Raw genomic sequence first — 15,020 nt, 5'->3', positions numbered from 1 at the left:
GCCATTTCTAATTCCTCCTTAATAAATACATTAAGTTTTATTTTTTTTAAAAATGATCTTAAATATATATAAATTTATTTCTTACATATATTTTTATCTATATCAATTCAAGTTAGGATTATTTTTTTCCTATAACTTGTTCTTGTAAGCTCTTTGGAATTTCTTCGTAAGCAGCGAATTCCATACTATAGTTTCCTCTACCTTGAGTTTTAGATCTTAATGATGTTGCGTATCCAAACATCTCTGATAGTGGTACCATAGCTTTTATAACTTCTGCTCCAGATTGTGGTTCCATTCCTTCGATTCTTCCTCTTCTTGAGTTTACATCTCCGATAACGTCTCCCATGTATTCTTCTGGAACAACTATTTCAACTCTCATGATTGGCTCAAGTAATGCTGGGTCTGCTTTAGACATAGCATTTTTGAATGCCATTGATCCGGCAATTTTGAACGCCATTTCTGATGAGTCAACATCGTGGTATGATCCATCAACAAGTCTAACTTTGAAGTTAAGAACTGGGAATCCACCTAAGATACCAGCTTCTGATGCTTCTCTTATTCCGTTATCGATAGGTCCAACATACTCTTTTGGTATAGATCCTCCAACGATAGCATTTTCGAATTCATACTCGCCTTGGTGAGGTATTAATTCTATTACAGCATGACCGTATTGTCCACGTCCACCTGATTGTCTAACGAATTTACCTTCAGCTTTAACTTCTTTTCTGATTGTTTCTTTGTAAGCAACTTGTGGTTGACCAACATTACACTCAACTTTGAATTCTCTTTGAAGTCTATCAACGATGATTTCTAAGTGTAACTCACCCATACCTGCTATTATTGTTTGGCCTGTTTCATGATCAGTCCAAGTTTTGAATGTTGGATCTTCTTCAGCAAGTTTAGCTAAAGATAATCCCATTTTTTCTTGACCTGCTTTTGATTTTGGCTCTATAGCAACAGAAATAACTGGTTCTGGGAATTCCATGTTTTCTAATATTACTGGAGAATCTTCTGTACATAAAGTATCTCCTGTAGTTGTCATCTTAAGACCTATAACAGCTCCTAAGTCTCCAGCACGTAATTCTTCAACTTCTTGTCTTGCATTTGCATGCATTTTAACAAGTCTACCAATTCTTTCTTTTTTACCTTTGTTAGCATTTAATACATATGTACCACTTTGCATTATACCTGAGTAAACTCTAGTGAATGCTAATTTACCAACAAATGGGTCAGTAGCTATTTTGAATGCTAATGCTGATAATGGTTCTTCATCACTTGCGTGTCTTTCGATTTCCTCACCAGTTACTGCATCAGTACCTTTTATAGATGGGATATCTAATGGTGATGGCATGAAATCAACCATAGCATCAATCATCATTTGAACACCTTTATTTTTATAAGATGATCCACACATTACAGGAACTATTTCATTGTTACAAACACCTTTTCTTAAAGCTGCTTTTAACTCTTCTATAGTTAATTCTTCCCCGTCAAGATATTTCATCATTAACTCTTCATCTAATTCTGCTATAGATTCGATCATAGCAGCTCTGTATTCTTCAGCTAATTCCTTCATATCTTCTGGAATTTCAGCTTCTTCGATTTGAGTTCCTAAATCATCTTTATATATCTCTGCTTTATTTTTTAATAAATCTATTATTCCAGCAAAGTTTTCTTCTTTACCTATTGGTAATTGTATTGGCACTGCATTAGTGTGTAATCTTTCTTTCATCATGTTTACAACTCTAAAGAAGTCAGCACCCATGATATCCATTTTGTTTACATATGCCATTCTTGGTACAGAGTATTTATCTGCCTGTCTCCAAACTGTTTCAGATTGAGGCTCAACTCCACCTTTAGCACAGAATACACATACAGCTCCATCAAGAACTCTTAGAGATCTTTCAACCTCAACTGTAAAATCTACGTGTCCTGGTGTATCTATTATGTTTATTACGTGATCTTTCCAGAAACACATTGTAGCAGCAGAAGTAATTGTTATACCTCTCTCTTGCTCTTGAACCATCCAGTCCATTGTAGCTCCACCTTCGTGAGTTTCTCCGATCTTGTGAGTTCTACCTGTGTAGAATAATATACGCTCAGTAGTTGTTGTCTTACCAGCATCTATGTGGGCCATTATTCCAACGTTACGAAATTTTTCTAATTCATATTGTCTTGCCACTTTTGTTTCCTCCTCTCGACGAGTAATTTTATAATTTGACAAAACTGTTTTGGCAAAGCCAAAACAGTTCCAGTATTAATATCTGTAATGAGCGAAAGCTTTGTTTGCCTCTGCCATTTTGTGAGTATCTTCTCTCTTTTTAACAGCAGCTCCAGTATTGTTAGAAGCGTCGATTAACTCGTTTGCAAGTCTCTCTCTCATGTATTTTTCGCCTCTTTTTTCACAAGCAGCAAGCATCCATCTGATACCTAATGTTTGTCTTCTCTCTGGTCTAACTTCGATAGGTACTTGATATGTAGCTCCACCTATTCTTCTTGCTTTTACTTCTAATAAAGGCATTACGTTGTTCATTGCCTCTTCGAAAACTTCTAAAGCATCTTTACCAGTTTTCTCGCTTACTATATTAAATGCATCGTAGCATATTTTTTGTGCTACTCCTTTTTTACCATCTTCCATTATGTTGTTTATTAACTTTGTAACAACCTTTGAGTTGTACATTGGATCTGGTAAAACATCTCTTTTTGCTATAAATCCTTTTCTTGGCACTTTACTTCCCTCCTTAACAATTTAAATTAACTCATAGGTACTCGATATCTCTACCGCAAAGCGCTCTGCTTCAACTTATATTTAAATTAATTTTATGTATAATCTATATAAATGCCGAAGGCATCGCACCTTTCAGTTCAATCATCTTAAAACCAATTATTTTTGTTTTGGTTTTTTAGCACCATACTTAGATCTTGATTGTAATCTGTTTGCAACTCCAGCTGAGTCTAAAGCTCCTCTTACGATGTGGTATCTTACCCCTGGTAAGTCCTTAACTCTTCCACCTCTTATAAGAACAACACTGTGCTCTTGTAAGTTGTGTCCAACTCCACCGATATAAGCAGTAACTTCGAATCCATTTGTAAGTCTAACTCTTGCAATTTTTCTTAACGCTGAGTTTGGCTTCTTAGGAGTTGTTGTTTTAACTACAGTACATACTCCTCTTTTTTGTGGACACTCTTTTAATGCTGGTGCAGTTGATTTAGTTGCTAAAGATTTTCTTCCTTTTCTAACTAATTGGTTGATTGTTGGCATTATTTCACCTCCTATATTTTAGCATACTATTAAAAATTTAATAGTATATCTATCTAATCATTGTACACTAGCATATAGCTAATGCACAATGCTATAGATATAATTTATTATTATTACGTGTTAGCTAATTTATTATAATATGAGCGCAGTTGCCGCTGATACATCTATGGAGCATAAATCTCCCAATTCTTTCATTGTATCAACATATTCAACTTGCAGGGAATTAGCCTTTGCTAACTCTATTATAGGCTTTATAACATTTTCGTCTGCATCTTTGGCTACGTACAAAACTTTACCACGATTTGACTTTAATGTTTTAGTAGTCTGTTTTACACCTACCACCTTTTCACCTGTGAGCTTGCTTAACATATCTACACCCCTCATATATGTGATTTATATTCTATTTTTAAAATCACACAAACTGTATTTTATCACCTTAACACTATACTGTCAATAATATATATTGGTAGTTTATCCTTCTAATTCCTCTTCTGTTTGTGGAATTTGTACATCGTCTGTAGAAATCTTTATATCTCTATAACGAGTCATACCTGTTCCTGCTGGAATTAACTTACCTATAATAACATTTTCTTTTAATCCTACTAGTGGATCTATTTTTCCTTTTATTGCTGCATCAGTAAGAACTCTTGTTGTTTCTTGGAATGATGCTGCTGATAAGAATGATTCAGTAGCAAGAGCAGCTTTTGTTATTCCTAGTAAAGTAACTTTTCCTTCTGCTGGAACTCCACCTTCTGCAAGAACTTTTTCATTTGCTTCTTCAAAATCAAATATATCTATCATAGTACCTGGTAATAACTCAGTATCTCCAGATTCTTCAATTTTAACTTTTCTAGTCATTTGTCTTACAACAACTTCTAAGTGCTTATCGTTGATATCAACACCTTGAAGTCTATAAACTTTTTGAACTTCTGAAAGAAGATAGTTTTTAACTCCATTAACGCCTTTAATTCTGATAATATCATGTGGGTTTACTGAACCCTCTGTTACTTCGTCTCCAGCACTAATAAAGTCACCATTTCCAACTTTTATTCTTGATCCAAATGGTATGTCATAGCTAACTTCTTCACCATCGTTAGTTGTTACTATAACAATTCTCTTCTTCTTAGTTTCTTCTATTCTAACTGTACCACTTACATCACTTACGATAGCTAATCCTTTTGGTTTTCTAGCTTCAAATAACTCTTCAACCCTTGGAAGACCTTGAGTTATATCCGCTCCAGCAACTCCACCTGTGTGGAATGTTCTCATTGTAAGCTGAGTTCCTGGCTCTCCGATAGATTGTGCTGCAACTATACCTACAGCTTCACCTATGTTGATTTTTTGTGCAGTTGCCATGTTCATACCATAGCACTTACAACATACACCAATTTTTGATTTACATGTGAATACAGATCTTATTTTTACTTTTTTAACTCCAGCATTTTCAACTTTTTCTGCTAGATGTATATCCATATAAGTGTCATTTGGAACTATAACTTCACCAGTTTTTGGGTCAATTATATCCTCTGCACTATATCTTCCAGTAAGTCTTTCACTTAATGGTTCTATAACTTCGTTACCTTCTTTTATTTCTGTTACTTCAAAACCTTCAGTGCTTCCGCAATCTTCAGTTCTTACTATAACATCTTGGCTTACGTCAACAAGTCTTCTTGTTAAGTATCCAGAGTCAGCTGTCTTAAGCGCTGTATCGGCGTTTCCTTTTCTAGCTCCGTGTGTAGACATGAAATATTCTAATACGTCTAGACCTTCTCTGAATGATGCCTTGATTGGTAACTCTAGTATTTTTCCTGATGGACTTGCCATAAGTCCTCTCATTCCTGCAAGCTGTTTGATCTGACTCTTAGAACCTCTGGCTCCTGAGTCTGCCATCATCGCAATAGGGTTGAACTTATCTAAGCTGTCCATTAGCACGTTGGCTATGTCATCAGTAGTTTTAGTCCACTTATCTATTACTCTTTCATATCTTTCGTTTTCAGATATGAATCCTCTTCTATACATTTTTTCTATTTTTTCAACTGTTGCTTCTGCTTCTGCAAGTAAAGCTTCCTTTTGTTCTGGAACTTCCATGTCAGAAGTCGCTACAGTAATAGCTCCTATAGATGAGAAGTGATATCCCCTAGCTTTTATATTATCTAACATTTTAGATGTTTCAGTTGCACCATATTTTAGATAACACTTATCTATTATTTTACCTAGGTTCTTTTTGCTTGCTAAGAAATCAATCTCTAATTTGAATTCATTTTCAGGTAAACTTCTGTCTATAAATCCTAAATCTTGTGGAATAGATTCATTAAACATTAATTTACCTGGAGTTGTTTCAACGATTCCAGTTCTTAACTCTCCATCTATAACTTTCTTAACTTTAACTTTTATCTTAGCATGGATATCTATATCTTTACATTGATAAGCCATTTGAACTTCATCTGGTGATGAGAACATTCTTCCTTCACCTTTAACTCCATCCTTATCTAAAGTTAAGTAGTATGAACCTAAAACCATATCCTGAGTTGGAATACAAACTGGTTTTCCATCAGATGGCTTTAATATATTATGTGCAGCTAGCATTAAAAATCTTGCTTCTGCTTGTGCTTCAACTGATAATGGAACGTGAACAGCCATTTGGTCTCCATCAAAGTCAGCATTATACGCTGTACATACTAATGGGTGTAACTTTATAGCTCTTCCTTCTACTAATATAGGTTGGAACGCTTGTATTCCAAGTCTGTGTAGAGTCGGAGCACGGTTTAGTAATACTGGATGGTCTACGATAACTTCTTCAAGTATATCCCAAACTTGAGGCATTACTCTTTCTACCATTCTCTTAGCACTTTTTATGTTGTGTGATGTTCCACTTTCAACTAATTTTTTCATTACAAATGGCTTAAATAATTCTAATGCCATTTCTTTTGGAAGTCCACATTGGTACATTTTTAATTCTGGTCCAACAACTATAACCGAACGTCCTGAGTAGTCAACACGTTTTCCAAGTAAGTTTTGTCTAAATCTACCTTGTTTTCCTTTTAACATGTCAGATAAAGATTTAAGTGGTCTGTTACCTGGTCCTGTTACTGGTCTTCCTCTTCTACCATTATCTATAAGTGCATCTACAGCTTCTTGTAACATTCTTTTTTCGTTTCTTACAATTATGTCTGGCGCACCTAAATCTAATAATTTTTTCAATCTATTATTTCTGTTTATAACTCTTCTATATAGGTCATTTAGGTCAGATGTAGCAAATCTACCTCCGTCTAATTGAACCATTGGTCTTAAATCTGGTGGAATTACAGGTATAACATCTATAATCATCCATTCTGGTTTGTTTGTAGACTTTCTAAATGATTCTACAACATCAAGTCTTCTTATAGTTCTAACCTTTTTTTGTCCACTACTTGTTTTTAATTCTTCTTTTAACTCTACTGATAGAGTTTTAAGATCTATGTCTTGAAGCAATCTTTTTACAGATTCTGCACCCATTCCTGCTTCAAATCCATCATATCCATATTTGTCTACTGCTTCTCTATAGTCTTTTTCTGTTAATACTTGTTTCTTCTCTAATGGTGTATCCTTTGGATCTAGCACTACATAAGAAGCAAAGTATAAAACTTTCTCTAGTGATCTTGGTGACATATCTAAGATAAGTCCCATTCTAGATGGAATTCCTTTGAAATACCAAATGTGAGATACTGGGGCAGCAAGTTCTACATGCCCCATTCTTTCACGTCTCACTTTTGCTTTAGTGACTTCAACTCCACATCTATCACATACTATACCTTTATATCTTACTCTTTTATATTTTCCACAGTGACATTCCCAGTCTTTCATAGGTCCAAATATTCTCTCACAGAAAAGACCGTCTCTCTCTGGTTTTAATGTTCTATAGTTAATTGTCTCTGGCTTCTTTACTTCTCCTCTTGACCATTCTCTAATTTGTTCTGGAGACGCAAGGCCAATTTGCATTGCATCAAAATTATTTAATTCAACCAAGGGTATATCCTCCCTTCAATTTTTAGTGTTCATCACTGAAATCATTTAGTTCTAATTCATCGTTAAAATCTATTGATAAATTATCATAATCTATGTCTATCTCTTCAACAACTTCACCAGTTATTTCTTCAACTTCTGCTTCAACTTCTGTTTCTGCTTCAACTTCAGCTTCTGGCTCTTCATTGATGTCTTCTATAGGTTCAACATATTCTACTTCTGGAACTGCTGGTACTTGATCTTCAGTTCCTTCAATATTAACCTCAAGTTCCGCTAATTCATCTTCTACAGATTCTCTTAGTTTAATTTCTTCATGAGCTTCATCTAAAAGTTTTACATCTAAGCATAAAGCTTGTAATTCTTTAATTAAAACTTTAAATGACTCTGGAACTCCTGGTTCAGAAATATTTTCACCTTTTACTATTGCTTCGTAAGTTTTAACTCTTCCTACAACATCGTCAGATTTAACTGTTAAGATTTCTTGAAGTGTATGAGCTGAACCGTATGCCTCAAGTGCCCAAACCTCCATCTCTCCAAATCTTTGTCCTCCGAATTGTGCTTTACCACCAAGTGGCTGTTGAGTAACTAGTGAGTATGGACCTGTTGATCTTGCGTGTATCTTATCATCTACTAAGTGATGTAGTTTTAAGATATACATGTATCCAACAGTAACTCTATTATCAAATGGTTCTCCTGTTCTTCCATCATACAGAACAGTTTTTCCATCTCTTGCATATCCTGCTTGTTCTAAGCAATCTTCTATTTCATGGTCTAATGCACCATCAAATACTGGTGTTGCTATATGCCATCCAAGTTCGCTTGCTGCCCATCCTAAATGAACTTCTAGTACCTGACCAATGTTCATACGAGATGGAACCCCTAGTGGATTTAAGCAAATTTGAAGTGGTCTTCCGTCTGGTAAGAATGGCATATCTTCTTCTGGTAATACTCTAGAGATAACACCCTTATTACCGTGTCTTCCAGCCATCTTATCTCCTACAGATATTTTTCTCTTTTGAGCTATATAACATCTTACTAATTGATTTACTCCTGGTGGAAGTTCATCAGAATTTTCTTTAGTAAATACTTTAACATCTACTATAATTCCAGCTTCTCCATGAGGAACTCTTAGTGAAGTGTCTCTAACTTCTCTAGCTTTTTCACCAAATATTGCTCTTAATAATCTTTCTTCAGCAGTTAGTTCTGTTTCTCCTTTTGGTGTAACTTTTCCTACTAAGATATCTCCAGATCTAACTTCTGCACCGATTCTAATTATTCCACGTTCATCTATATCTTTAAGAGCTTCTTCTCCAACATTAGGAATATCTCTAGTTATTTCTTCAGGTCCTAGCTTAGTGTCTCTAGCTTCTGCTTCATATTCTTCTATATGAACTGAAGTAAATACATCTTCTCTTACTAGTTCTTCTGAAATTAACATAGCATCCTCGTAGTTATAACCTTCCCAAGTTATAAATCCGATACGAATGTTCTTTCCTAAAGCCATTTCTCCTAAATCAGTAGATGGACCGTCTGCAATTACATCACCCGCTGCAAGTTTTTCACCTTTATCAACTATCGGTCTTTGATTTACACAAGTACCTTGGTTTGCTCTTTTAAATTTAAGCAATTTATAAGTATCTATGCCGCCATCTGAATCTCTTTTTATTCTTACTTCATTTGCACTAACATATACAACTGTACCTGCATTTTTTGCTTTTGGTAATACTCCTGAATCTACAGCAGCTTTAAATTCTATACCAGTACCAACTACTGGTGCTTGTGTTCTTAATAGTGGAACAGCCTGACGTTGCATGTTAGATCCCATAAGTGCTCTTGTTGCGTCGTCATTTTCAAGGAATGGTATCATAGCTGTTGCTACAGATACGATTTGTCTTGGAGATATATCAATTAAATCAACATCTTCTCTAGGTACAAATATAACTTCTTCCTTTATTCTTACTGTTACCTTTTCATCTAAGAACATATTGTCATCGCCTATTGGCTCACTTGCTTGTGCAACAATATAGTTATCTTCTTCATCAGCAGTCATGTAGATTATCTCATCAGTTATTTTTCCAGTTTTCTTATCAATAACTCTATATGGAGTTTCCATAAATCCATATTCATTAACTTTTGCATAACTTGCTAATGAGTTTATAAGACCTATGTTTGGACCCTCTGGTGTTTCTATCGGACACATTCTTCCATAATGTGAATAGTGAACGTCTCTAACTTCGAAACCAGCTCTTTCTCTTGAAAGACCTCCAGGTCCTAATGCAGATAATCTTCTCTTATGTGTTAACTCTGATAATGGATTCGTTTGATCCATGAATTGTGATAACTGAGAACTTCCGAAGAATTCTTTAATTGCAGCTACCACTGGTCTTATATTTATTAAAGCTTGAGGAGTTATTATTTCTTGATCTTGAATTGTCATTCTTTCTTTAACAACTCTCTCCATTCTTGAAAGACCTATTCTGAATTGGTTTTGTAATAATTCACCTACAGATCTTAATCTTCTGTTTCCAAGGTGATCTATATCGTCAATATAACCAATTCCATATGCTAAACCTATTTCATAACTAATAGTTGCATATATATCATCTTTAATGATATGTTTTGGTATTAACTTATTTATATTAAGTTTTATTGCTTCTTTAATAGCTTCTTCTTCGCTATTGTTGTCTAATATTTCTTTTAGTGTTGGATAATGTACAAGTTCTTTTATTTTTAAATCAGAAACATCAAAGTTAACATGTTTTGTTATATCAACAAATCCATTTCCTATAACTCTTATTACTTTATCCTCTACTAATATATCTACTGAATTTATACCTAGGTTTTGAATGTATAGAGCAGTATCTCTATCAATCTTATTACCTTTTTCAACTATAATTTCACCTGTTGCTTCATTAACTATGTTTTCAGCAGCTATCTGATTTGCAATTCTTAAGTGAACTGATAGTTTTTTATTAAACTTATATCTTCCTACTCTTGATAAATCATATCTTTTTGCATCAAAGAATAGTGAGTCTATAAGTGACATAGCACTATCTACAGTTGGTGGTTCACCTGGTCTTAATCTCTTATATATCTCTAGTAAAGCTTCATTTTTGTCTTTTGTATTGTCTTTTTCTATAGTAGCTTGTAGTCTTTCTTCTTCTCCGAAGAAATCAAGAATTTCCGCATCGCTACCATAATTCATCATGACTCTTGCAAGAACTGTAATTGGTATTTTTCTTGTTTTATCAATTCTTACATATATAATGTCATTTGAATCTGTTTCATATTCAAGCCAAGCTCCTCTGTTAGGTATTACAGTTGAAGAAAATAATTTCTTACCTGTCTTATCAACTGTATAGTTGTAATAAACACCTGGTGATCTAACAAGTTGGCTTACAATAACTCTCTCTGCACCATTTATAATGAAAGTTCCTTGCTCTGTCATTAATGGGAAATCTCCCATAAATACATCTTGCTCTTTTATCTCTCCAGTTTCATTATTACGTAGTCTTACCTTTACTTTTAATGGTGCTGCATAAGTAGTATCTCTTTCTTTACATTCTTCTACAGTATATTTGATATTATCAGTATCAAGCTTATAACCAACAAATTCTAATGCTAGATTGCCTGTATAATCTTGTATTGGATTGATATCCTCAAATACTTCTTGTAGTCCTTCTTTTAAAAACCAATCATATGAATCTAATTGAACTTCAATTAGATTTGGCATCTCGGCAGTATTGCCTACTTTGGCAAAACTCATTCTTGTTCTTTTACCATTTTTGACAGGATGTACCATCAGCTTTCACCCCTTGTATAAACTAAAATAACCAAAAGACACACTTTCCCCTAGGACCTTGTGCTTTCGGACTTCACACATTTCATCATGCTATTATATCCAATTTCCTAAAAATTATTCACAAAACTGTATTTATAGCATTTTCTATCTATAGATTGCTATTTTTTCGCAACCTAAACGCTTTCGCATTTAGTTATTTTATCACGTTTTTTTTGTTTTGTCAATAATTTAGTTTAAAAAAAGGAGTACTTTTTTCAAAGCACTCCTTTTATCAATTGAAACCACTAGAATTCTATTTGAATTCTACAGCTGCTCCAACTTCTTCTAATTTAGCTTTCATTTCTTCAGCTGCATCTTTGCTTACAGCTTCTTTTAATGTTTTAGGAGCTCCATCAACTATTTCTTTAGCTTCTTTTAATCCTAATCCAGTTAATTCTCTAACAACTTTTATAACTTTGATTTTGTTAGCTCCAGCATTTGATAATACTACATCAAATTCTGTTTTTTCTTCTGCAGCAGCTCCACCTGCAACTGCTCCTGCAACTGCAACTGGTGCAGCTGCGCTTACTCCGAATTCTTCTTCGCAAGCTTTAACTAATTCATTTAATTCTAAAACGCTCATTTCTTTTATAGCTTCTATTATTTGCTCTTTTGTCATTTTTAACGCACCTCCGAAATTTATCTTTCTCTTATTTTATTTGTTATTTAATATTATTCAGCTACTACTTCTTCTTTCTTGTCTGCTATAGCAGATAGTAAGTATGCTAAATTTGATAGTGGAGCTTGGAAACTTCCAAGAAGTTTTGCAAGTAATACCTCTCTTGGTGGTATTGAAGCAAGCTCTTTAACTTTATTTTCATCAAATAATTCACCTTGAACTAATCCAGCTTTTAATTGTAGCTTTTTGTTAGCTTTTGCGAAATCATTTAATATTCTTGCTGGAGCTGTTGGATCTTCATATCCGAAAGCTATTGATACTGGTCCTTCAAGGTAAGCATCTAGTCCTTCAAATCCTAGCTCTTTTGCTGCTAATGCTACTAAAGTGTTTTTGTAAACTTTATATTCAACACCAGCATCTCTTAGTTGTTTTCTTAATTGTGTATCTTGTTCAACTGTTAGTCCTTGATACTCACTTAATATAACACTTTGAGATTTTTCTAATTTCTCTTTTATTTCAGCAACTTTTGCTTCTTTTAATGATCTGTTTTTGCTTTGCACTGTGTGTCCACCTCCTCACAGTTTTCACTGTTTATTTTAAAATTAAAAGTCTCCTCGCAAACATTACGAAGAGACCAATAAAATCATCACGTTCTATTAGAATCCTCGGTAGGTAATAACTGTTACGCTTAATGCACCTACTGTCTACGGAATATTAATTTATTCAACTTTTAAGATTCTAACATTTTTATGACAATATGTCAATACCTTTTTTAAAAATTACTCAACAACTTTTGCTGGGTTGATTTTTATTCCAGGTCCCATTGTGCTTGCAACAGTAACTGACTTAATGTATTGTCCTTTTGCAGCTGCTGGTTTAGCTTTTACTATAGCTTCCATTAAAGTATTGAAGTTCTCTTGAAGTTTTTGTTCTCCGAAAGATTTCTTACCTACTCCAACGTGTACAATAGCAGTTTTGTCTACTCTATATTCAACTTTACCTGCTTTAATATCTGCTAATGCTTTAGTAACGTCAAATGTAACTGTTCCTGATTTAGGGTTTGGCATTAATCCTTTTGGTCCTAACACTCTTCCTAATCTTCCTACTACTCCCATCATATCTGGTGTAGCTACAACTACATCAAAATCAAACCAGTTTTCTTTTTGGATTTTGTCTACTAATTCTTCAGCTCCAACAAAATCTGCTCCTGCTGCTTCTGCCTCTTTAGCTTTATCGCCTTTAGCGAATACTAAAACTCTAACTGTTTTACCAGTTCCGTGAGGTAGAACAACCGCTCCTCTTACTTGTTGATCTGCATGTCTTGGGTCAACACCAAGTCTTACGTGAACTTCTATTGTCTCATCAAATTTTGCTTTTGATGTTTTGATTACAAGCCCCATAGCTTCTGATGGTGTATATAGCGCACTTCTATCTACTAGTTTAGTACTCTCTATGTAATTCTTTCCCATATTGCTATCCTCCTTCGTGGTACTAACGGTTTTTGCCTCCCACTAATTTAAAATGAAAATTACTCTTCTACTACGATTCCCATGCTTCTAGCTGTTCCAGCTATCATGCTCATAGCAGATTCTACTGATGCAGCATTTAAATCTGGCATTTTTAATTCTGCTATTTCTCTAACTTTTGCAGTAGAAACTGTAGCAACTTTTGTTCTGTTTGGAACGCCTGATCCACTCTCTATTCCAGCTGCTTTCTTTAATAGAACTGCTGCTGGTGGAGTTTTTAGTATAAAACTAAATGATCTGTCTTGATATACAGTGATTACTACTGGTATTATCATTCCTGCTTGATCAGAAGTTTTTGCGTTAAATTCCTTACAGAAACCCATAATATTAACACCGTGTTGTCCTAATGCAGGTCCAACTGGTGGTGCTGGTGTTGCTTTTCCTGCAGGAAGTTGAAGTTTTATCATTCCTGTTATTTTCTTAGCCATGAGTTTACACCTCCTATATTGTGGTAAGCGGACTTTAAAAGCCCTCCCACTTAATAAGAATAAATCTATATTAAGATTTTATCTTATAAGCTTAATCCATTTTTTCTATTTGATTAAAATCAAGTTCAACAGGAGTTTCCCTGCCAAACATATCAACTAAACCTTTTATTGAGTGCTTTTCTATATTTATTTCTTGTATAAGCACCATAAATTCAGCGAATGGTCCAGATATTATTTTTACCTGTTCTCCAATTTCTAAATCACTAGAAACTGTTCGCTCAACTATTCCCATTTTGCTAGCTTCCTCATCAGTTAAAGGAACTGGTTTAGATCCAGGTCCAACAAATCCTGTAACCCCTCTAGTATTTCTAACAATATACCAAGAGTCATCTGTCATAACCATCTTAACCATCACATAGCCTGGAAATATTTTTTTATAAGTTACTTTTTTCTTGCCATCTTTTATCTCAACTTGTTCTTCTACAGGCACTTGAATGTCATGAATGAACTCTTCAAGATTTCTGTTTTCTATTGCTTTTTCAAGATTAGCTTTAACTTTATTTTCATATCCAGAATACGTATGAACTACATACCATTTAGCTTTATCTGTCATAACTCAAGGGGTTTACCTAAACTGAAGCCCCTCTACCTCCCTTTTATATTATTTAAAAACCATTTTAAAGAGGTTATTGAAACCAGCATCCAACAAACCTACTAGAATCACATAAAGAAGACAAAAGCTAATTATTGCTCCAGAAGCTTTCTTTATATCTTTTTTAGAAGGCCATGTTATTCTTTTGAATTCAGCCTTCAAATCAATAAAGAATTGAAAAATTCCTAAGCGCTTCTTGGTATCTTTTGATTTGCTTTCAACATTCTTAGCCATCTTTTTCACATCCCCAATTTATATTAGGTACAAAACACTACTTTGTTTCTTTATGAAGTGTATGTTTGTGGCAGAACTTACAGTATTTTTGCATCTCTACTCTATCTGGATTGTTTTTCTTATTTTTCATAGTGTTATAGTTTCTTTGTTTGCATTCTGTGCAAGCTAAAGTTATTTTAACTCTCACAATCTACACCTCCTAATTATATGAGTTATATATCTCAAATTAATACTTTATTTTAAATTCAATACAAAATTTAAACTACCAAACTAATTTATCACAACTTTTTTAAGATGTCAATAAATTAGTTGTTACCTTTATTGGTAAGTATTGCTCTTTTCACGACTTTATATTCATAAATTTACATTATTTTTGAATATAACATTCTTTTAAAAGGACCAGGTTTAGTGCCCAGTCCTATTAAATGTATTTTCTAGATTACTCTATTATAGAAG

13 protein-coding genes and 1 other annotated feature are annotated in these 15,020 nt (G+C 34.0%); all 13 genes read right to left on the bottom strand.

Annotated features, from left to right (window positions below; genetic code table 11):
* Window positions 1-118: 118 nt before the first annotated feature.
* The 13 genes from fusA to rpmG all read right to left on the bottom strand — a co-directional run bounded on the left by fusA (window position 119) and on the right by rpmG (window position 14,751).
* The gene (gene fusA / locus BN346_RS02850; RefSeq protein WP_034439149.1) at window positions 119-2,182 is read right to left on the bottom strand and encodes an elongation factor G; all 2,064 of its coding nucleotides are present in this window, start codon (window positions 2,180-2,182) and stop codon (window positions 119-121) included.
* Window positions 2,183-2,257: 75 nt separating this feature from the next.
* Entirely contained in the window at window positions 2,258-2,728 is a 471-nt protein-coding gene (gene rpsG / locus BN346_RS02845) for a 30S ribosomal protein S7 (protein WP_034439147.1), read from the bottom strand.
* Window positions 2,729-2,884: 156 nt separating this feature from the next.
* The gene (gene rpsL / locus BN346_RS02840; RefSeq protein ID WP_034439146.1) at window positions 2,885-3,262 is read right to left on the bottom strand and encodes a 30S ribosomal protein S12; all 378 of its coding nucleotides are present in this window, start codon (window positions 3,260-3,262) and stop codon (window positions 2,885-2,887) included.
* Window positions 3,263-3,394: 132 nt separating this feature from the next.
* A complete protein-coding gene (locus tag BN346_RS02835) occupies window positions 3,395-3,631 on the bottom strand; it encodes a ribosomal L7Ae/L30e/S12e/Gadd45 family protein (RefSeq protein ID WP_034439145.1) in 237 nt (78 codons plus the stop codon).
* 102 nt (window positions 3,632-3,733) lie between these two features.
* Window positions 3,734-7,267 (bottom strand): DNA-directed RNA polymerase subunit beta', encoded by a 3,534-nt coding sequence (gene rpoC / locus BN346_RS02830; protein WP_034439144.1) that lies wholly within the window; start codon window positions 7,265-7,267, stop codon window positions 3,734-3,736.
* 22 nt (window positions 7,268-7,289) lie between these two features.
* Window positions 7,290-11,066 (bottom strand): DNA-directed RNA polymerase subunit beta, encoded by a 3,777-nt coding sequence (gene rpoB, locus BN346_RS02825; RefSeq protein ID WP_034439143.1) that lies wholly within the window; start codon window positions 11,064-11,066, stop codon window positions 7,290-7,292.
* Window positions 11,067-11,358: 292 nt separating this feature from the next.
* A complete protein-coding gene (gene rplL / locus BN346_RS02820) occupies window positions 11,359-11,724 on the bottom strand; it encodes a 50S ribosomal protein L7/L12 (protein WP_034439142.1) in 366 nt (121 codons plus the stop codon).
* Between the two features lie 53 nt (window positions 11,725-11,777).
* The gene (gene rplJ / locus BN346_RS02815) at window positions 11,778-12,284 is read right to left on the bottom strand and encodes a 50S ribosomal protein L10 (RefSeq protein WP_034439141.1); all 507 of its coding nucleotides are present in this window, start codon (window positions 12,282-12,284) and stop codon (window positions 11,778-11,780) included.
* 33 nt (window positions 12,285-12,317) lie between these two features.
* Window positions 12,318-12,452: a sequence feature (ribosomal protein L10 leader region), on the bottom strand.
* Window positions 12,453-12,503: 51 nt separating this feature from the next.
* Window positions 12,504-13,193, bottom strand: coding sequence for a 50S ribosomal protein L1 (gene rplA / locus BN346_RS02810; RefSeq protein ID WP_034439140.1), 690 nt, complete (start codon window positions 13,191-13,193; stop codon window positions 12,504-12,506).
* 59 nt (window positions 13,194-13,252) lie between these two features.
* Entirely contained in the window at window positions 13,253-13,678 is a 426-nt protein-coding gene (rplK, locus tag BN346_RS02805; RefSeq protein WP_034439139.1) for a 50S ribosomal protein L11, read from the bottom strand.
* A gap of 91 nt (window positions 13,679-13,769) precedes the next feature.
* Window positions 13,770-14,291, bottom strand: coding sequence for a transcription termination/antitermination protein NusG (gene nusG / locus BN346_RS02800; RefSeq protein ID WP_034439138.1), 522 nt, complete (start codon window positions 14,289-14,291; stop codon window positions 13,770-13,772).
* 48 nt (window positions 14,292-14,339) lie between these two features.
* Entirely contained in the window at window positions 14,340-14,564 is a 225-nt protein-coding gene (gene secE, locus BN346_RS02795; RefSeq protein WP_034439137.1) for a preprotein translocase subunit SecE, read from the bottom strand.
* A 37-nt stretch (window positions 14,565-14,601) separates the two neighbouring features.
* The gene (rpmG, locus tag BN346_RS02790) at window positions 14,602-14,751 is read right to left on the bottom strand and encodes a 50S ribosomal protein L33 (protein ID WP_034439136.1); all 150 of its coding nucleotides are present in this window, start codon (window positions 14,749-14,751) and stop codon (window positions 14,602-14,604) included.
* Window positions 14,752-15,020: the final 269 nt, after the last annotated feature.

The sequence above is a fragment of the Clostridium ihumii AP5 genome, from assembly GCF_000612845.1.
GTDB lineage: Bacteria > Bacillota > Clostridia > Clostridiales > Clostridiaceae > Clostridium_J > Clostridium_J ihumii.
Note: the sequence above shows the minus strand (reverse complement) of the source record. Positions and strands in the feature narration are given on the sequence as shown.